This window comes from Microbacterium sp. bgisy207 (assembly GCF_057706855.1).
Window position 1 is genome coordinate 21,237 of sequence record NZ_JBYIPB010000003.1, and the last position, 19,534, is coordinate 40,770.

At 66.4% G+C, this 19,534-nt stretch carries 15 protein-coding genes and 1 tRNA gene; 3 read left to right on the top strand and 13 right to left on the bottom strand.

Annotation, left to right across the window (positions count from 1 at the left end; translation table 11 throughout):
• Positions 1–21: 21 nt before the first annotated feature.
• Complete coding sequence (locus tag AC3ENO_RS03240; protein WP_434969409.1) at positions 22–687, bottom strand: cation diffusion facilitator family transporter; 666 nt, start codon at positions 685–687, stop codon at positions 22–24.
• Positions 678–1,010 (bottom strand): ArsR/SmtB family transcription factor, encoded by a 333-nt coding sequence (locus tag AC3ENO_RS03245; protein ID WP_434969176.1) that lies wholly within the window; start codon positions 1,008–1,010, stop codon positions 678–680. Before AC3ENO_RS03245 ends, AC3ENO_RS03240 begins: the two co-directional genes overlap by 10 nt.
• A gap of 221 nt (positions 1,011–1,231) precedes the next feature.
• On the opposite strand from AC3ENO_RS03245, the gene AC3ENO_RS03250 reads away from it, so the two are divergent.
• Complete coding sequence (locus AC3ENO_RS03250) at positions 1,232–2,578, top strand: D-alanyl-D-alanine carboxypeptidase family protein (protein ID WP_434969177.1); 1,347 nt, start codon at positions 1,232–1,234, stop codon at positions 2,576–2,578.
• Between the two features lie 78 nt (positions 2,579–2,656).
• Here the strand turns inward: AC3ENO_RS03250 and AC3ENO_RS03255 are convergent, their stop codons facing one another.
• From AC3ENO_RS03255 to polA, 5 genes are all read right to left on the bottom strand, one after another.
• Positions 2,657–2,824, bottom strand: coding sequence for a hypothetical protein (locus AC3ENO_RS03255; RefSeq protein WP_434969178.1), 168 nt, complete (start codon positions 2,822–2,824; stop codon positions 2,657–2,659).
• A 20-nt stretch (positions 2,825–2,844) separates the two neighbouring features.
• Entirely contained in the window at positions 2,845–3,624 is a 780-nt protein-coding gene (locus AC3ENO_RS03260) for an SGNH/GDSL hydrolase family protein (RefSeq protein WP_434969179.1), read from the bottom strand.
• A gap of 4 nt (positions 3,625–3,628) precedes the next feature.
• Complete coding sequence (locus tag AC3ENO_RS03265) at positions 3,629–4,693, bottom strand: LLM class flavin-dependent oxidoreductase (RefSeq protein WP_434969180.1); 1,065 nt, start codon at positions 4,691–4,693, stop codon at positions 3,629–3,631.
• A 61-nt stretch (positions 4,694–4,754) separates the two neighbouring features.
• Positions 4,755–6,428, bottom strand: a complete 1,674-nt coding sequence (locus AC3ENO_RS03270) for a DUF885 domain-containing protein (protein WP_434969181.1) — start codon at positions 6,426–6,428, stop codon at positions 4,755–4,757.
• A gap of 27 nt (positions 6,429–6,455) precedes the next feature.
• Entirely contained in the window at positions 6,456–9,104 is a 2,649-nt protein-coding gene (gene polA / locus AC3ENO_RS03275) for a DNA polymerase I (protein ID WP_434969182.1), read from the bottom strand.
• Positions 9,105–9,154: 50 nt separating this feature from the next.
• On the opposite strand from polA, the gene AC3ENO_RS03280 reads away from it, so the two are divergent.
• The gene (locus AC3ENO_RS03280; protein WP_434969183.1) at positions 9,155–9,610 is read left to right on the top strand and encodes a hotdog fold thioesterase; all 456 of its coding nucleotides are present in this window, start codon (positions 9,155–9,157) and stop codon (positions 9,608–9,610) included.
• 16 nt (positions 9,611–9,626) lie between these two features.
• Here the strand turns inward: AC3ENO_RS03280 and AC3ENO_RS03285 are convergent, their stop codons facing one another.
• Positions 9,627–10,247, bottom strand: coding sequence for an ANTAR domain-containing response regulator (locus AC3ENO_RS03285; RefSeq protein ID WP_434969184.1), 621 nt, complete (start codon positions 10,245–10,247; stop codon positions 9,627–9,629).
• A gap of 38 nt (positions 10,248–10,285) precedes the next feature.
• Between AC3ENO_RS03285 and AC3ENO_RS03290 the strand changes: the two genes are divergently transcribed.
• Positions 10,286–10,368, top strand: a tRNA-Leu gene (locus tag AC3ENO_RS03290).
• A 69-nt stretch (positions 10,369–10,437) separates the two neighbouring features.
• Here the strand turns inward: AC3ENO_RS03290 and AC3ENO_RS03295 are convergent.
• The 5 genes from AC3ENO_RS03295 to lgt all read right to left on the bottom strand — a co-directional run bounded on the left by AC3ENO_RS03295 (position 10,438) and on the right by lgt (position 19,532).
• The gene (locus tag AC3ENO_RS03295; protein ID WP_434969410.1) at positions 10,438–10,788 is read right to left on the bottom strand and encodes an SHOCT domain-containing protein; all 351 of its coding nucleotides are present in this window, start codon (positions 10,786–10,788) and stop codon (positions 10,438–10,440) included.
• A gap of 116 nt (positions 10,789–10,904) precedes the next feature.
• On the bottom strand, positions 10,905–12,353 hold the full coding sequence (pyk, locus tag AC3ENO_RS03300) for a pyruvate kinase (protein ID WP_434969185.1): 1,449 nt from the start codon (positions 12,351–12,353) through the stop codon (positions 10,905–10,907).
• 68 nt (positions 12,354–12,421) lie between these two features.
• On the bottom strand, positions 12,422–13,888 hold the full coding sequence (locus AC3ENO_RS03305) for a glutamate synthase subunit beta (RefSeq protein WP_434969186.1): 1,467 nt from the start codon (positions 13,886–13,888) through the stop codon (positions 12,422–12,424).
• Positions 13,881–18,461 carry a glutamate synthase large subunit gene (gene gltB / locus AC3ENO_RS03310; protein WP_434969187.1) on the bottom strand — a complete coding sequence of 1,527 codons (4,581 nt, stop codon included), beginning with the start codon at positions 18,459–18,461 and terminating at the stop codon, positions 13,881–13,883. Before gltB ends, AC3ENO_RS03305 begins: the two co-directional genes overlap by 8 nt.
• A gap of 102 nt (positions 18,462–18,563) precedes the next feature.
• A complete protein-coding gene (gene lgt / locus AC3ENO_RS03315) occupies positions 18,564–19,532 on the bottom strand; it encodes a prolipoprotein diacylglyceryl transferase (protein ID WP_434969188.1) in 969 nt (322 codons plus the stop codon).
• Positions 19,533–19,534 lie beyond the last annotated feature (2 nt).

Below are 19,534 nucleotides of genomic sequence, written 5' to 3' on the forward strand. Positions count from 1 at the left end.
CCTGCAGAGGCCTCGTGCAGGTCACCCGTCGTGATCGGTGTGGTCGTCGAGAATCATGCCGACCGCGGTCGCGCACGCGTCGCCACGCCATGCCTCGACTCCTTCGCGGATCGCAAATCCGGCGATGACCAGTCCGGCGAGCGCGTCAGCCCACCACCATCCCAGCAGGCTGTTGACCACCAGCCCAGCCAGTACCGCTGCAGACAGGTAGGCGCAGATGAGCGTCTGAGCGGAGTCGGCAACGGCCGTGGCTGACCCGAGCTCGCGGCCCGCTCGCCGTTCTGCAAGGGAGAGGAACGGCATCACGACGACGCTCAGTGCAGTGATTGCGATACCCCAGGAGCTGTGTTGCGGATCGACCCCGCTGATGAGCGCGAACAGCGACGTCGTGATCACGTAGGCGGCGAGTGCGAAGAACGCGACCGCGATTACGCGCAGCGTCCCCGCCTCCCATCGCTCCGGATCCCGCCGCGTGAACTGCCAGGCAACTGCTGCGGCAGAGAGGACTTCGACAGCTGAGTCCAGCCCGAAGGCGATGAGTGCTCCGGAGGATGCGCCGATGCCGGCGGCAATCGAGACCGCGGCCTCGATGACGTTGTAGCTGATCGTTGCGGCGACGATCCATCGAATGCGGCGCTGAAGAAGCGAGCGCCGGCCATGCGTCAGAGAACCGGCACTCACGCGCAGGCGCACCCCTCCCCCGTGCAGCACTGCGGGTCGACCGAGAGCACGAGCTGCAACAGATCGCTCAGTACGGGACCGAGGTGCGCATCAGTCAGTCGATACGACACTCGACGACCTTCGGGGACCGCCTCCACCAGTCCGCACCCGCGTAGGCATGCCAGCTGATTGGACATGACCTGGCGCGACACGCCCAGCCGGCCCGCGAGTTCGGAAGGATAGGCCGCGCCATGCCTCAGCTCGAGGAGCACGCTGGCGCGCGTCACGTCGGACAGGGCGTGACCGAGGCGGGACAGCGCCTCGGTGTGCGTGCGCGTTGCCGTGGGCATGTCCAAATGGTACAGGAAACGCTGTACTAATGACACGCCTGGACGAGTGGCGTGGTTGACTCGACCAGAAGCATGCCGTCGGCGGGCTCGCGTTTCGGTGGTCGGGCCGTTAGCCTCGTGTGCATCGGGAGTGGTGGGCACGCGGGGGCGTGTCGGATGCGGGGGCGTGTCGCTATGGGCGTGTTCGGGCGTGCTGCGGGTATTCGCCGCGGCGACGGTTCATGATGCCGTCGACGCCTCCCCCGGACGGCGAACTGACGACGATCGCCGAACTGCTCGCGACCGATGACACCGACGCGCCGTTCGTGCCCACCCGCCCCTCTCGTGGCCTGCGCATCGCTGGTCTTGTCACCGCGATCGTCCTCGTGCTGGCCCTGGTAGCGTCGGGCGGCTACGTCGCGTGGGCGCTGACCGCTCCCCTGCCCGACCCGACGCTCGAGTGGCACGCGCCATCTGTGGAGACCCCCGGGCCGGCGCAGATCGACATGCCCTCGTTCGGGGCATCGGCGCTGAGTGTGGGCGGCGCGGATGTCTATCTCGGCGAGTCGGCCAGCGGCATCTGGCTGACCAGCGGCGCGCAAGACGCCCAGCCCATGGCGAGCATCAGCAAGATCATCACCGCGCTTGTCGTGCTCGAGAAGTACCCGCTGGCCGACGCCTCGGACCCCGGCCCCACGATCACCTTCTCAAAGGCCGATCACGATCTGTATGACCAGTACTACGTGCGTGGCGCGACGATCGCCGCGATGCCGACCGGCACGACGATGTCGCTCCACGACGCCCTCGCGACGATGCTCATCCCCTCGGCAAGCAACTACGCCGAAGCGATCGCGAGGTGGGCGTTCGGGTCGGTGGCAGGCTTCCGATCGGCAGCCCGTGCGTGGCTCGATGCCCACGGACTGTCCGGCACGACTGTCGTCGAGCCGACGGGTCTCGATGCTCGGAACGTCAGCACCCCCGCAGACCTCGTCGCCGTAGGAAAGCTGGCCGCTGCCGATCCGACGATCTCCGCGATCGCGGCAACGTCATCGCTCACCCTGCCCGGACCCGGCGCGATGCAGAACACGAACGCCTTGCTCGGCGTCGAAGGGATCACGGGGCTCAAGACGGGAAACCTCGGCTACGGCACTTATGCGTTCTTGTTCACGGCGGGCCTGGATGTCGGTGCCCTCCACCTGGATGTGGCCGGAGCGATCCAGGGCGGCGCGACCCGCGAGTCGGTCAACGCAGATGCGCTCCGGATACTCGACAGCCTACGTCGCGGCTTCCACGACGTTCGCGTCGGTGATGCGGGCCAGAAGGTCGGCACCGTCACCGCACCGTGGGGTGGGAGCACGGATGTCGTGATTGCGGACGACGTCGACCTGTTCACCTGGTCGGACACACCCATCACCGTCGAGGTCATCATGGCCGACGCGCGGGAGTTCGCGAGGGGTGATGTCGTCGGGGAACTCACGTGGACGGCGGGGCCGCATGAGGCGCGCACCAACCTCATCGTCGCGGAGTCCCTAGACCCGCCCACGGAATGGTGGCGACTCACTCACCCGGGAGAACTCCTCGCGCAGTAACCCGCGCCGCATTCTCCAGGACGCTTTCGCACGTGAGCCGTCCATCAGCGCCCGCCGCTCACGCGGCGAGCGACGACGTCACATGAACCATCCGCTGTTCTGGACCGTACGCACCTGATAGTGGTGCTGCGCTGCCGCTCGGGCCCGATCCACCTCGTCTTGCGCCGCCCTGCCCGCTATCGCCTCGTCGTGGGAGACGGCTTTCGGCCGGAACAGCCGGGCGAGGCGATTCCAGAGTGATCTCATCGCATCCCCTTCCCCTGCTTTCACTGTAGACCCGGTGCACCCGCATCCGGCTCGATCGTGACCCAATCGCCGAACTTCGGCTGCCGCCCATCGCCGGACGAGCGACCCGTGAGCCGGCGGCGCACCCATGGTCCGACGTGCTCCCGGTAGTAGGCCAGGCCTCGAACCGCATCCGCGGTCGACTGCTCGGGCATCGACCACCACTGCCCCGGTGCGGCGTGGCCGAGTGCGCCGAGCAGCCGAGCCGCAACCCGGTGATGCCCGCGAGAGTTCATGTGCAGGCGATCAGGCGACCAGAATGACGGATGCGACAGCTCGCGATCGGGCCAGTTGAGGGCGCGGATGACGTCCGGGCGGTCGGCGATGCGCGCCACCACAGCACGGGACAGCTCGTCACCGCGGCGCTGGATGAGCGAACGCAGAGGCAGTTGGGATGACGGGTTGGCGCCTGAGAGGAGGATCAGCTGGACGCCCTCCTCATCGCATCGGCGTAGGACCGTGCTGAACGCATTCGCGATGCTCTCGATCGTCGTGCGAGGGCGCAGCATGTCGTTGCCGCCGCCGTTGAACGAGAGGTGGGTCGGCCGCAGGGCCAGCGCCGGTTCCAGCTGCTCCTCCACGATCGGACGGGCGAGCTTGCCGCGGATGGCGAGATTCGCGTATGAGATCCTCGTCCCCAGCGAACGGGCCCAGCCGAGTGCCGTCAGGTCGGCCCACCCCCGCACCGTGCCGTCCGGCAGCTCATCGCCGACGCCCTCCGAGAAGGAGTCGCCGATGGCGACGTAGCGGATCTCGTGCACGCGCCTAGCCTACGGGCGCGACGTCGTCTCGGGTCTGCGCACCCTCGGCGATGAGCTCGCGAGCCAACGGGATCACCTTCGTGCCGTAGAGCTCGATCGAGCGCATGAGCTTGTCATGGCCCAGTGTGCCGTTGGAGTACTTGAGGTCGAAGCGATCGATGCCCAGAGCCAGGACAGTGTCGGCGATCTTCCGGGCGACCCGTTCGGGCGAACCGGAGTACACCGAGCCTCCGGCACCGACATCGTGCTGGAAGCGCATACGGCTGTACGGCGGCCAACCGCGCTCGGCTCCGATCGTGTTGTTCATCGTCTCGAACGCCGGGTAGGCGTCCTCCCAGGCCTGCTCGTCGGTGTCGGCGATGTGTCCGGGCGAATGAACGCCCACCGGTTTGCGTTCGTGTCCGAAGGAGGCGAGTGAACGGTGATACAGCTCCACATAGGGAGCGAAACGCTCCGCGGGTCCCCCGATGATCGCCAGCATCAGGCCGAAGCCGTATCGCGCGGTCCGCACGACAGACTCCGGCGAGCCGCCGACGCCCACCCAGGTCGTGAGGCCGGCGCCCTCCGTCTTGGGGTACACATCGGCATCCGTCAACGCCGCTCGGGTGCGGCCCGACCACGTCACGGGACGTTCCTCGCGCAGGAGCGCGAACAGTTCGAGCTTCTCCTCGAAGAGCGCCTCATAGTCCTTCAGGTCGTAGCCGAACAGCGGGAAGGATTCGATGAACGAGCCGCGGCCGAGGACCACCTCGGCCCGACCGTTGGAGATCGCGTCAAGAGTGGCGAACCTCTCGTAGACGCGGACCGGGTCATCGGACGAGAGCACCGTCACGGCAGTGCCGAGATGGATGTCGCGCGTGCGGCCGGCGATCGCAGCAAGAACGATCTCGGGACTCGAGACGGCGAACTCCGGACGGTGGTGCTCCCCCACCCCGATGAACGAGATCCCCAACTCATCGGCCAGCACCGCCTGGTCGACGAGGTTGCGCAGCGTCTGGGCATCGGTGAGCCGTGCACCCCGCTCATCGAGAGTGACATCACCGAACGTATCGAGGCCGAACTGGATCATGACGACATCCTTTCCATGCACATGCATAGAACCATCCGCGTCCCGCGCGTATTCCGAACCCTCAGGACAGAAGTGCGGAGCGAAGGGTGTCGAGGCCGACTCCGCCGATATCGAGCGCCCGCTTGTGGAAGGCCTTGATGTCGAAGGCGTTGCCCTGCCGTTCGGCCACGGTGTCGCGAAGCTGCTCCCAGATCCGCTGCCCGACCTTGTAGGAGGGTGCCTGTCCAGGCCAGCCGAGATAGCGGTTGACCTCGAACTGGATGAACTCATCCGGCATGTTCACATTCCTGCGCATGAACGCCAGTGCGTAGTCGTGGTCCCACACGCCGTCGCCATCCAGGCGCGGCTTGCCCAGGTGCACACCGATGTCGAGGACGACGCGCGCGGCCCTCATGCGCTGGCCGTCGAGCATGCCCAGTCGATCAGCCGGGTCATCGAGGTAGCCGAGTTGCTCCATCAACCTCTCCGCGTACAGCGCCCACCCCTCGGCGTGTCCGGACGTCCCGGCGAGCAGGCGCCGCCACGAGTTGAGCTGCGCTCGGTTGTAGACCGCCTGGGCGATCTGCAGATGGTGACCCGGCACACCCTCGTGGTACACCGTGGTGAGTTCGCGCCACGTGTCGAACTCTTCGACTCCCTCCGGAACCGACCACCACATGCGGCCGGGGCGAGAGAAGTCATCGGTGGGACCGGTGTAGTAGATCCCGCCCTCGCGCGTCGGAGCGATCATGCATTCGAGCGTGCGAATCGGCTCGGGGATGTCGAAGTGGGTCTTGCCCAGCTCGGCGACCGCGCGATCGCTTGTCTGCTGCATCCAGGCCTGCAGGGCTTCGGTGCCGTGCAGTTTGCGGGAGGCATCCTTCTCGAGGAACGCGACGGCCTCCTCGACGCTCGCCCCGGCAAGGATCTCACCGGCGATCTCCTCCTGCTCGGCGACCATCCGTGCGAGCTCCTCGATGCCCCACTCGTACGTCTCGTCGAGATCGATCGTCGCGCCGAGGAAACGCCGCGAGTGCAGCGCGTAGAGCTCACGACCCACGCCATCCTGCTCTGACGCCGCGGGGGCGACCTCGGTCGCCAGGACGTCGGCCAGTTCCTCGTATGCGACGCGCGCGGCGCCGGCCGCATCGGACAGGTCCCGTGCGAGGGATGCCGGGAGCTGCCCTTCTGTCGGCGCCGCTTCTGCAGTGAACTCAGCGAAGAAGCCGCGATCACTCGTGTAGCGGCCGATCTGGGTGACGACCTCGCGCACCTGGCGTTGCGCCGGCACGATGCCCTCTGCAACTCCCGCACGCAGTGTCTCGATGTACCCCCGCACAGCCTCTGGGACCGCTCCCAACCGTGCCGCGATGACTGACCAGTCATCGGCCGTGTCGGTGGGCATCAGATCGAAGACGGACCGGATGTCTTGCGGCGGTGAAGCGATCACATTGAGGTCGCGAAGGTGCCACCGCGCGTCATGAAGCTCCAGATCGAGCTCGAGCTCACGCGTGAGATCTGCTTTCGTCACGCGATCGATGTCGTCGACGGGATCAGCGCTGCGAAGTTCGGCGAGGGTTCGGCGGGCTTCGTCGGCGAGTGCGTCCGCTCCTGCGGGCGAATAGTCGCCATAGCGTGCGTTGTGCTCGGAGCGACCGATGTAGGTCGCGAGGGTGGGGACGCGCTCGGCGAGCGTGTCGACCCACGCGTCTGCGATCGCATCGATGGGCGTGGCAGATCGAGGGGCGTCAGTCATGCGATCGAGCCTAGCCAGTGAGAGCCGTTAGTGCCCGGCCTGATTCCAATCGCCACCCCGGCCGACTTCGACATCCAGCGGGACGGAGAGCGTCGCCGCACCCGCCATCTGTTCCCGCACGATCCGCTCGGTGGCCTCCCACTCCCCCGCCGCGACCTCCACGACGAGTTCATCGTGGATCTGCAGCAGCACGCGCGAACGCAGTCCGCTGTCGCGGAGGTCCTGGTGAATGCGCAGCAGCGCGATCTTCATGATGTCTGCCGCGCTCCCCTGAATCGGCGCGTTGAGTGCGGCGCGCTCCGCGTTCTCTCGAAGGACGCGATTGGGGCTCGTCAGGTCGGGGAAGGGCCGGCGCCGGCCGAAGATCGTTTCGGTGTATCCATCGATCCGAGCCTTCTCGACGGAGGCGCGCAGATAGTCGCGCACGGCACCGAACCGCGCGAAGTACTCCGTCATCAGCTGCTTGGCCTCAGCCTGCTCGATTCGCAGCTGCTTGGACAGCCCGAACGCCGACAATCCATAGACGAGCCCGTACGACATGGCCTTCACCTTGGTGCGCATCTGCGCGGTGACATCCGCGGGGTCGACCGCGAAGACCCGAGCTCCGACGAATCGGTGAAGATCCTCCCCCGAATTGAATGCTTCGATGAGCCCCGGGTCCTCCGACAGGTGCGCCATGATACGCATCTCGATCTGCGAGTAGTCGGCGGTCAGGAGCGTCTCGTAGCCGTTGCCGACGACGAAGGCGGAACGGATCCGTCGACTGTCATCGGTGCGGATCGGGATGTTCTGCAGGTTCGGGTCGGTACTCGAGAGCCGTCCCGTCTGGCTCCCGGTCTGCACGTAGGTGGTGTGGATGCGTCCGTCGGAGCCGATCGCGGCATCCAAAGACTCGATGATCTGGCGCAGCTTCGTCGCTTCTCGGTGCTGCAGCAGCAGACCGAGGAACGGATGCGGGTTCGTCTCCTGCAGGTCGGCCAGCACGGCCGCATCCGTCGAGTAGCCTGTCTTCGTCTTGCGGGTCTTCGGCAGTCCGAGTTCCTCGAAAAGCACCTCTTGCAACTGCTTCGGAGAACCGAGATTGACCTCGCGTCCGATCGTCTGGAAGGCCTCGGCCGCGATTGCGTCGGCGCGCGCGCCCAACTCGACCGAGAATCCCGCCAAGCGTTCGTGGGAGACGGCGACCCCGTCCAGCTCCATATCCACGAGAGCGTCGAGCGTCGGCAACTCGATGTCGCGCAGCACGTTCATGACCACGTCGGGGAGTTCGGTACGCAGCGCAGCGGCGACGCGGAGCGTGAACCATGAGAGCTGACCCGGTGTGGCACCCTCGGTCTCCGGCAGGAGCTGTGTCGGGTCTGCTTCCGGCAGTTTCTCGCCCAGGTAGCGGTCGACGAGATCGGCGAGGGTCTTGTCAGGGAAGCTCGGTCGCAGCAGCCAGCCCGCCAGGGCGGTGTCGAACACGACGCCGCCCACCGACAGGCCTGCGCGGCGCAGCATCTTGATCTGCGGCTTCGCGTCGGCGAACACCTTGGGACTATCCGATGCGAGCCACGGTGCCAGCCTGTCGGCGCATGCCTTGCTCCAGGTGGTTTCGGCGACCTCGCCCTCTCGGGCGAACCCCAGGCGGCCGGGCAGCGCCGCCTGCCCCGACAGTCCCGCATCCGGGACCACGGTGATCGCGACCTCGCCCGGCTCCCCCGCGAGCCAGGCAGCCAGAGCTTCCGGCTCCAGCTCGGCCGCGGCGGGCACCACGACGGTGGATGCGGGCGCCGCAGGCTCCTCGCCGCCGAACGCCTCGAAGACCCGCGGGAGGAGGGTACGGAACTCCAGGCGCGCGAAGATGTCGCGCACGCTCTGCGCGTCCATCGCGGTCACGGCCAGATCCTCGGGGCCGACGGGCAGCTCGACGTCGCGCAGCAGTCGGTTGAGCGCGCGATTGCGCTTGACGTCCTCAAGGTGTTCGCGGAGGTTGTTCCCGACCACCCCCGTCACGCGGTCGGCGTTTTCGAGAAGCGCATCGAGGGACCCGAACTGCGTGAGCCACTTGACAGCGGTCTTCTCCCCCACCTTGGGTACGCCGGGGAGATTGTCACTGGTTTCGCCGACGAGAGCGGCGATGTCCGGGTACTGCTCCGGCGGGACCCCGTATCGCTCTCGGACCGTCTCCGGGTCGTAGCGCTTCAGCTGTGACACGCCCTGGACGCTCGGATACAGGAGGGTGATGCGGTCGTCGACGAGCTGGATCGTGTCTCGGTCGCCCGAGCAGACGAGAACGTCATAGCCGGCGTCTGCCCCGCGAGTGGCCAGCGTGGCGAGGATGTCGTCCGCTTCGATGTCCTCCTGCTGGAGCACAGTGATGTTCATCGCGCGGAGGCAATCCTGCAGGAGGGGGATCTGGCCCTGGAACTCCTGGGGCGTCTCGGCGCGATTGGCCTTGTACTCGGAGTACTCCCGGGTGCGAAACGACTGGCGCGACGTGTCGAACGCCACCGCGACGTGCGTCGGCTTCTCGGCCTTGAGCAGGTTCACGAACATCGAGAGGAAGCCGTAGATCCCGTTCGTGTGCTGGCCGTCTTTCGTCGTGAAGTTCTCGACGGGGAGGGCGAAAAACGCCCGGAAGGCGAGCGAGTGGCCGTCGACAACCAGGAGGGTAGGCTTCGAGGAGTCCGTCACCCTGTCAGCCTACTCACGGCATCCGACAGCATTTCCCCACGAAGGTGGTCATGAGCACGCAACACCCGGCAGACGTCAACGGCATGGAATGGGCTGCGCGGCGGGGCATGGGAACTCTCGCCAAGAAGATGGGGATGGAGTTCCTCGAGTTCACCGTCGACCGCTCAGTGGCAACGATGCCGGTCGAGGGGAACACCCAACCGGTCGGCCTCATGCACGGCGGCGCGTACGTGGTGCTTGGCGAGTCCCTCGGCTCGATGTCTGCGAACCTCTGGGCGGGTCCGGGCCGATTGGCCGTCGGCGTCGACATCAACGCCACACACACCCGTTCTGCCCAGTCCGGCCTTGTCACCGGCGTCTGCACGCCACTGCACCTGGGCCGGAGCATGACGGTCCACGAGATCGTCGTGACCGATGATCAGGGCCGCCGCTGCTCCACCATCCGGATCACGAACCTCATCAAGGACGTGCCGCTGCCCGAGGAGTTGACGCGTCCCGAGGTGTGAGTCGATCTCGCGAAGGCTAGGACTTCTTCGGCGCCAGCTGCTCGATGATCGCCTTCGCGACATCCTGCATCGTGAGCCGGCGATCCATCGACGCCTTCTGGATCCAGCGGAACGCTTCGGGTTCGGACAGGCCCATCTTCTCGTTGAGCAACCCCTTCGCCCGGTCGACGAGCTTGCGGGTCTCGAACCGCTCGACCATGTCAGCGACCTCAGCTTCGAGCGTGAGGATCTGCTCGTGACGTGCCAGGGCGATCTCGATGGCGGGAAGCAGGTCGTTCGGGGTGAACGGCTTGACGACGTATGCGAGGGCACCGGCCTCGCTCGCGCGTTCCACGAGCTCCTTCTGGCTGAAGGCCGTGAGCAGGACGACCGGAGCGATGTGGTTCTTGTTGAGCTTCTCGGCAGCCGAGATACCGTCCAGCTGCGGCATCTTGACGTCCATGATGACCAGGTCCGGCCGCAGCTCGGTCGCGAGTTGCACAGCGCTCTCGCCGTCACCTGCCTCACCGACGACGTCGAATCCGTTGTCGCGCAGAATCTCGACGATGTCCAGCCGGATGAGGGACTCATCCTCGGCGACGACGACACGACGGGGGGTCTGGGCGGCGGACGTAGCGGCCTGATCTTGCTCTGTCACCTTTGAATCCTACGGTATCGTCAATGCGGACGTACCCGGCCGGTGTGGCGGAATGGCAGACGCGACCGACTCAAAATCGGTTGCCCGAAAGGGCGTGTGGGTTCGACTCCCACCACCGGCACGTGAGGAAGGCCGCGACCCGCCAGGGTTGCGGCCTTCCTCACGTCACGATGGCGAGGCTTGGGAAGAGCTATGCGCCGAAGTATTGGTTGCCGAGTGCCTTGCTCTTGAGCGCATCGAACTCGCCCTGTGAGATCGTGCCGGCATCGAGGAGCGCCCGCGCACGCTCGATCTCCGCCGCTGGGTCGGCGGCAGCTGCCGGGCGGTAGCCGTCGTTTTCCGGAACGACCCCACGACGGATGCTCGCGCGCGCAGCCATTCCGCGGCCTCGGGCGATGACGTACACGAGGGCCGTCAGGAACGGCACGAGGATCAGGAAGACGATCCACAGCGCTTTCCATCCGCCGGCGAGGGTGTGATCGCGGAACAGATCGATGATGATCAGCGCCACGACGTAGATGTACGCGGCGATGTAGAACATCACGAGCGCGAACCAGAAGATCTCCCAGATGCCGAGCACGGCTACCTCCGAACGGTGAAGCGGTCGCGCTCAGCCTAGTGCTGAACGCGACCGCTCATCGGCGTCAGAGACGAAGGTCAGTTGCCGACCTGGTAGGCAGGGGCCTTCCCGTGCACCGCGTCGCCCACCTTGTGGATGCGGATGTCGTTCGTCGTCCCCTCGATTCCGGGAGGCGAGCCGGAGATGACGACGACCTTGTCGCCGACCTTGGCCAGGTCGTTGGCAAGGAGGTAGTCATCCACTTGGATGAACATCCGGTCGGTGTGAGGAACGTGCTCGACGAGAGTCGACTGGATCCCCCACGTGACCGCCATCCGGCGACGGATCGCCGGATCCGGCGCGAACGCGAGCATGGGGATCTTCGGCCGCAGACGGGAGAGCCGCCGTGCGGAGTTGCCCGATTCCGTGAACACGCAGAGGAACTTCGCCTCGACGAAGTCCGCGACCTCGTTGGCGGCGAGCGTGATGATGCCGCCCTGCGTGCGGGGTTTGGTGTGGATCGGCGCGATTCGCTCGAGGCCGTGTTCCTCGGTGGACTCGATGATGCGGGCCATGGTCTGCACGACGACGACGGGGTACTCCCCCACGCTGGTCTCACCGGAGAGCATCACGGCATCCGCCCCGTCCAGGACGGCGTTGGCCACGTCGCTGGTCTCCGCGCGCGTGGGCACGGGATTGGTGATCATGGACTCGAGCATCTGGGTGGCAACGATGACCGGCTTGGCCATGGCGCGGCAGAGCTCGACGGCACGCTTCTGGACGATGGGGACGGCCTCGAGCGGAAGCTCGACGCCCAGGTCGCCACGAGCGACCATGATGCCGTCGAACGCGTCGATGATCTCTTCGAGGTTCTCGACCGCTTGCGGCTTCTCGATCTTCGCGATGACGGGGATGCGTCGACCCTCTTCGGCCATGATCACGTGAACACGCTGCACGTCCTTGGCGTCACGCACGAACGAGAGCGCGATGAGGTCAGCGCCGGTACGAAGGCCCCACCGCAGATCCGCCTCGTCCTTCTCAGAGAGCGCGGGGACGTTGACCGCGACGCCGGGGAGATTGATCCCCTTGTTGTTCGAGACCATACCGCCGACGATGACTTCGGTGGTCACGACGGTCCCGTCGGTTTCGACGACCTTGACGCGCACCTTGCCGTCATCGATCAGGAGGAAATCTCCCGGCTTCACGTCCGCGGGCAAGCCCTTGAACGTCGTGGAAACGATCTCTTTGGTTCCCGGGACATCCTCGATCGTGATCTTGAAGATGTCACCGGCTGCAAGCTCGTGCGGCCCGTCCTCGAACCTGCCGAGACGGATCTTGGGGCCCTGCAAGTCCACGAGGACCGCGACGGCGCGCTGGGCGTCATCGGCAGCCTTGCGGACGTTGGCGAAGTTGTTCTCGTGAACCGAGTAGTCGCCGTGGGAGAGGTTGAAGCGGGCGACGTCAACGCCGGCGTCGATGATGGCGCGAACCATCTCGTACGTCGAGGTTGCCGGGCCCAAGGTTGCGACGATCTTCGCGCGTCTCATCCGAGTGTGCTCCGTTGTTTGCGTGATGCAGGCAGAGGCCTGCGGGTACAGGCAGGGGCGGGCCCAGCCTACGCGTGCGCCACACCGATGGCGACATCCGTCGGGTGAACAGGAGAGGGAAGCTCCGTGTCGCCCATGAGATATCGATCAACGGCTGCGGCTGCCGCGCGTCCTTCGGCGATCGCCCAGACGATCAGGGACTGACCGCGGCCTGCGTCACCGGCCACGAACACCCCCGGATGCGTCGTCTGGTAATCGTCCTCACGGGCAACGTTGCCGCGTTCAGTGAATCTGGTGCCCAACTGCTCTTCGAGAAGGAGCCGCTCGGGTCCGGTGAATCCCATGGCGATCAGGACGAGATCCGCCGGGATCTCGCGTTCGGTGCCGCTCTTGGGGACACGTCGCCCGTCCACGAACTCGGTCTCCGCGACGCGCAGCGACTGCACTTCGCCTGCCTCGTTGCCGAGGAACTCGACGGTAGAAGCCAGGTACATGCGCTCCCCGCCCTCCTCGTGTGCGGACTGCACTTCGAAGAGGGTCGGAGCCATCGGCCACGGCTGCGCGTCGGGGCGTGCCTCGGGAGGACGTCGCCCGATCGCGAGGTTCGTGACGCTGAGCGCGCCCTGCCGGTGCGCCGTTCCGATGCAGTCCGCGCCGGTGTCGCCCCCACCGATGACGATGACGTGCTTGCCCTCGGCCGTGATCTGGTTCGGGACGGCATCCCCGGCGACGGCATGGTTGGACTCGACGAGATACTCCATCGCGAAGTGGACGCCCGCCAGATCACGCCCCGGGATGGGGAGGTCGCGGGGAACCGTCGCCCCGGTGGCCACCACGACGGCGTCGTATCGAGCACGAAGCGCATCCCACGTGATGTCCGTACCGATGTTCACTCCGGCGCGAAAACGAGTGCCCTCGTCCTGCATCTGGCGAAGCCGCGACTCCAGGTGCCGCTTCTCCATCTTGAAGTCCGGGATGCCGTAGCGCAGCAGGCCGCCGATGCGGTCGTCGCGTTCGTACACGGCGACCGTGTGTCCTGCTCGCGTGAGCTGCTGTGCGGCCGCAAGACCCGCGGGACCCGAGCCGACCACGGCGACGGTCTTGCCGGTCAGTCGCCCGGGCGGCTTGGGCTCGACCCAGCCGTTTGCGAATGCTTGATCGATGATCGAGACCTCGACCTGCTTGATGGTCACCGCGGGCTGATTGATTCCCAGCACACACGCGCTCTCGCAGGGCGCGGGGCACAAACGCCCGGTGAATTCGGGGAAGTTGTTCGTCGCGTGCAAGCGCTCGATCGCTGCACGCCCCTCCCCTCGCCACATCAGGTCGTTCCACTCCGGGATGAGGTTGCCGAGGGGGCACCCTTGGTGGCAGAAGGGAATGCCGCAGTCCATGCAGCGTCCCGCCTGCCGGCGGAGCACAGCGCTGTCGCCGGGCTCATAGACCTCTTTCCAGTCCATGATGCGCACCGCAACGGGGCGGCGTGCGGGCAGCTCCCGCTCGGTTACCTTCAGAAAGCCCTTGGGATCAGCCACCGGTCACCTCCAGGATGCGGGTCCAGACGACATCGCCGTCGGGGTCGAGGCCTTCGTCGACGGCCTCCTGTCGGGTTCGCAGCACTGCGGCGTAATCGCGGGGCACGACGCGAACGAAGTGGGACACCTCTTCGTCGAACCGCTCGAGGAAGCCGGCCGCGAGTGCCGAACCGGTCTGCTCCACATGCTGTACCAGCAGGTCGCGCAGCATTTCCGCATCCGCCGAGCCGAGCGGGCCCAGCTCCAGCTCGCCGCTTGCCAGTGCCTCACGGTTCACGAGGTCGGTGTCCAGGCGATAGACGTACGCCGTCCCCCCCGACATACCGGCGCCGAGGTTACGGCCCGTGGGGCCCAGGATGACGGCGAGTCCACCGGTCATGTACTCGAGCGCGTGGTCACCGACGCCCTCGACCACGGCGGTCGCACCGGAGTTGCGGACCAAGAAGCGCTCACCGACAACGCCGCGCAGGAAGAGTGTGCCCTGCGTGGCGCCGTAGCCGATCACATTGCCGGCGATGACGTTCTGGGACGCGTCGAAGCTGGCACCCTCCGGGGGGCGGATGACGATCTGGCCGCCCGACAGGCCCTTCCCGACGTAGTCGTTCGAGTCGCCGGTGAGGCGGATCGTGATCCCCGCCGGCATGAACGCGCCCAGGGACTGGCCCGCCGAGCCCGTCAAGTTGATCGTGATCGAGCCGGCCGGAAGCCCGTTCTGGCCCTGCGCCTTGGTGACGTGATGGCCGAGCAGCGTGCCGACGGCGCGCGCCGTGTTGCGCACGGGAAGGTCGATCGTGATCTGACCGCCGTGCGCGATGACATCCTGCGCCTTCTCGATGATCGGCACGTCGAAGTGCTCGTCGAGTTCGTGGTCCTGGGGACGCAGATTCCGTCGCGGCTCATCGTCGGCGAACGCGGGGCCCTCCAGAACCGGAGACAGGTCCATGCCGCTCGCCTTCCAATGCGCGATCGCCCGGTTCGTGTCGAGCAGCTCGTGATGGCCGATCGCCTCGTCGAGCGAGCGGAAGCCAAGCTCTGCAAGATACTCCCGCACCTCCTGCGCGATGAACTCCATGAAGGTCTCGACGAACTCCGGCTTGCCCGTGAACCGAGACCGCAGGACGGGGTTCTGAGTGGCAACGCCCACGGGACACGTGTCCAGATGGCACACGCGCATCATGATGCAGCCCGACACGACCAGAGGCGCGGTCGCGAAACCGAACTCCTCGGCTCCCAACAGCGCGCCGATGATGACGTCGCGACCCGTCTTGATCTGCCCATCGACCTGCACGACGACACGGTCCCGCATGCCGTTGAGCATCAGGGTCTGCTGCGTCTCGGCCAGACCCAGCTCCCACGGGGTCCCGGCGTGCTTGAGCGAGTTCAACGGGCTCGCACCGGTGCCGCCGTCGTGCCCCGAGACGAGGATGACGTCGGCGAGAGCCTTGGCGGTGCCCGCGGCGACGGCTCCGATGCCCGACTGGCTCACCAGCTTCACGTGGATACGAGCCTGCGGATTGGCGCGCTTGAGGTCGAAGATGAGCTGCTTGAGGTCTTCGATCGAGTAGATGTCGTGGTGGGGCGGAGGCGAGATGAGACCGACACCTGCCGTCGCATGACGTGTCCGCGCCACCCAGGGGTACACCTTCGTGGGGGGCAGCTGCCCGCCCTCGCCCGGCTTCGCGCCCTGTGCGAGCTTGATCTGGATGTCATCGGCCTCGGTGAGGTAGAGGCTCGTCACGCCGAACCGTCCCGAAGCCACCTGCTTGATGGCGCTGCGACGCTCTGGATCGAGCAACCGGTCGACATCCTCGCCGCCCTCGCCGGTGTTGGACTTGCCACCGATCCGGTTCATCGCGATCGCGAGCGTCTCGTGCGCTTCCTTCGAGATGGAGCCGTAGCTCATGGCGCCCGTCGAGAATCGCTTCACGATCGCCGATACCGGCTCGACCTCATCGATCGGCACAGGCTTTCGCACGCCCGTGCGCAGGCGGAACAGACCCCGAAGCGTCTTGAGCTCGCTGGCCTGGTCGTCGACGAGCTTGGTGTACTCGCGGAAGATGTCGTATCGGCGTGTCCGAGTGGAGTGCTGAAGACGGAAGACGGTCTCGGGGTTGAACAGGTGCGGCGAGCCGTCGCGACGCCACTGGTACTCTCCACCGGTCCACAACCGCTCGTGGGCGCGTTCTGCCTCATCCTCGGGGTAGGCGTAGGCATGACGGGCACGCGTCTCAGCCGCGATGACGTCGAGTCCGACACCGCCGAGCTTGGTCTCCGTGCCCGTGAAGTACGCGTCCACGAAGTCCTGCGACAGACCGACAGCCTCGAACACCTGAGCGCCCGCGTAGGACGACACCGTCGAGATTCCCATCTTGGACATGATCTTCAGCACGCCCTTGCCGAGCGCGTAGATGAGGTTCTTGACGGCCTTTTCCGGCGTAAGCCCCGTGATGTAGCCCGCACGCACGAGGTACTCGACGGTCTCCATCGCCAGGTACGGGTTCACCGCTGACGCGCCGTAGCCGAGCAGGGTCGCAACGTGATGCACCTCGCGCACGTCGCCGGCCTCGACCACCAGTCCCACCTTCATGCGGGTCTCACGCCGGATGAGGTGGTGGTGGATGGCGGCGACCATCAGAAGCGAGGGAATCGGCGCGAGGTCCTTGTTGGAGTCGCGGTCGCTGAGCACGATGTACTCCGCGCCGTCCTCGATCGCCTGGTCCACCTCGCTGCACATCTGGGCGATGCGCTTCTGCATCCCCTTGTGCCCCGCCTCGACGCGGTACAGCCCGCGGATGGTGACCGAGGAGCGCCCGGGCACGGCCGTGTCGATGTGCTGGATCTTCGCGAGTTCGTCGTTGTCGATGACCGGGAAGTCCAGGGTCACGGTGCGCGTGTGCTCCGGCCCCCACGCCAGCAGATTGCGCTCCGGCCCGATTCCCAGAGACAGCGACGTCACCACCTCTTCACGGATCGAATCCAGCGGCGGGTTGGTCACCTGCGCGAACTGCTGCGTGAAGTAGTCGAACAGAAGGCGCGGCCTGTCGCTGAGGACAGCAACGGGTGTGTCGCTCCCCATCGCGCCGAGCGGCTCGGCACCCTTTTGCCCCATGGGGGTCAACAGGATGCGGACCTCTTCCTCCGTGTAGCCGAACGTGCGCTGGCGACGGGTGATGGAGGCGATCGGGTGCACGATGTGCTCGCGTTCGGGAAGCTCGGCCAGCCGAACCCGGCCCGCGTCCAGCCACTCCTGCCACGGCTGCATGGTGGCCAGGTCACGCTTGATCTCGTCGTCCTCGATGATTCGGCGCTGAGCCGTGTCGACGAGGAACATCCGACCGGGACGCAGGCGTCCGCGCCGCTTGATCCGTTCGGGGGCGAAGTCGAGCACGCCGGTTTCGCTGCCGATGACCACCAGGCCGTCGGTCGTCTCCGTCCAGCGCCCCGGGCGCAGCCCGTTGCGGTCCAGCGTCGCTCCGACGAGAGTGCCGTCGGTGAAGATCAGCGCGGCGGGGCCGTCCCACGGCTCCATCTGGATGGCGTGATAGTCGTAGAACGCGCGCAGAGCGGGGTCCATCCCCGCTTGCTTCTCGTAGGCCTCGGGCACCATCATCATGACCGCGTGGGGCAGGCTGCGGCCGGTGAGTGTGAGCAGCTCGAGAACCTCGTCGAAGGATGCCGAGTCGCTGGCGCCGTCCGTGCAGATGGGCAGGAGCGGGCGGATGTCGCCGATGAGCTCCGATTCCAGCTGTGACTGGCGGGCGCGCATCCAGTTGCGGTTGCCGTTGACGGTGTTGATCTCACCGTTGTGCGCGAGCATGCGCAGCGGTTGGGCGAGCCGCCACGACGGGAAGGTGTTGGTCGAGTAGCGCGAGTGGACGACAGCCAGCTCGGAGGCGAACCGCTCATCCTGCAGGTCGGGGTAGAAGGGCTCCAGCTGCAGGGTCGTGACCATTCCCTTGTAGCCGAGCGTGCGTGCCGACAGCGACACGAAGTAGGCGCCCAGTTCCGTGCGGCTGCGCTTGCGGAGCCGGTAGGTCCGGCGGTCCAGAGCGATCCCCGACAGCGCGGGGGCATCCCCGACGGCGGGGCGAGCGACGAAGAGCTGCTCGAAGGCGGGACGCGCCTCGAAGGCGAGCTTGCCCAGGTGCGCGTCATCCGTGGGCACCTCACGCCAGCCGAGGACCTCGAGGTTCTCGCTGGCGGCGATCCGTTCGATCCCGGCCTTTTGCTCGAGCCGTGCCTCGTTGTCGAGCGGGAGGAAGACCATGCCCGCCGCGTACTCTCCCATCGGCGGGAGGTCGAAGTCCACGACGGCACGCAGGAAAGCATCCGGCATCTGGGTGAGGATGCCAGCTCCGTCGCCGGTACCGGCGTCCGAACCGATCGCACCACGGTGCTCCAGGTTGCGAAGCGCCGTCAGGGCGAGATCGATGATGTCGTGGCCGGGCTCCCCGCGAAGGGTAGCCACCATGGCGAGACCGCATGCGTCCCGTTCGAAGTCAGGGTTGTACATCCCCTGCTTGGCGGGGAAGCCGGTTTCGCCAGTGGCGATGCGACGGGGGCTCGATGCCATTCCTACCGTCCTCACATTGATGCTCATGATGGGACGACGTCGGCCCGGCTGTGGGTGGTGAACGCGGTGATCGGTTCTGTGTGTGCTACTCCGGTGATCGGATCACTGCGGCCGTGGGGTGCTTGTGGCGCCGGCGGCGACTTCGGGTGCCGGTGGTTCGCTGACGTCGACGAAGTCGGGAGTGTCCTGCGATTGTACAGTGCCTTTCGCGCCGGGCTCGCGCCCGGGAACGTAGGGTGACGGCTCGCGGCCGGGATGACGGCGCTTCTGAACGATCATGATGCCAAGCCCGATCAGGACTCCGAAGATCGCCGCCCACACGTTGGTGCGGATGCCGAAATAGATCTCGCTCGGATCGATCCGGATCGATTCCCAGACGATCCGCCCGGCGCTGTACCAGATGAGGTAGAGCCCGAACAGTCGGCCCCACTGCAGCGCGAAACGACGCCCAGCCCATAGCAGCACGGCGGCGCCCAGCAGGTTCCAGATCATCTCGTAGAGGAACGTCGGGTGGAACAGCGTCCCCGGTGCAAGCCCGGGCGGGAAAGCGGGGTTGGTCGATTCGATCTCGAGGCCCCACGGCAGGTCTGTGGGGAGCCCGAACAGCTCGTGATTGAACCAGTTGCCGAGTCGTCCGAGGGCCTGCGCAATGATCAGACCTGGCGCCAAAGCATCGGCGAATGACCAGAATCTGATGCCCGTCCACCGGCAGCCGAGCCACGCGCCGACGGCACCGCCGATGAGGGCGCCGTAGATCGCGATGCCGCCTTCCCAGATCCGGAAGACCGCCCAGAAGTCCGCGCCCTCTCCGAAGTAGAAGCCCGGGTGGGTGAGGACGTGGTAGATGCGTGCGGCGATGATGGCCAGGGGAACCGCGAGAAGGGCGATGTCGATCACGACCCAGTTCTCGGCCCCGCGCTTGGTCAAGCGGTAGTTGGTCAGCAGGACTGCGACGACGATGCCCGTGATGATGCACAGCGCGTAGAAGTGGATGGTGAACGGACCCACGGGGAACGAACTGATGTCGGGACTGGGGATGCTCGTCAGAACGTTCTGGGAAGCGGTGATCATGT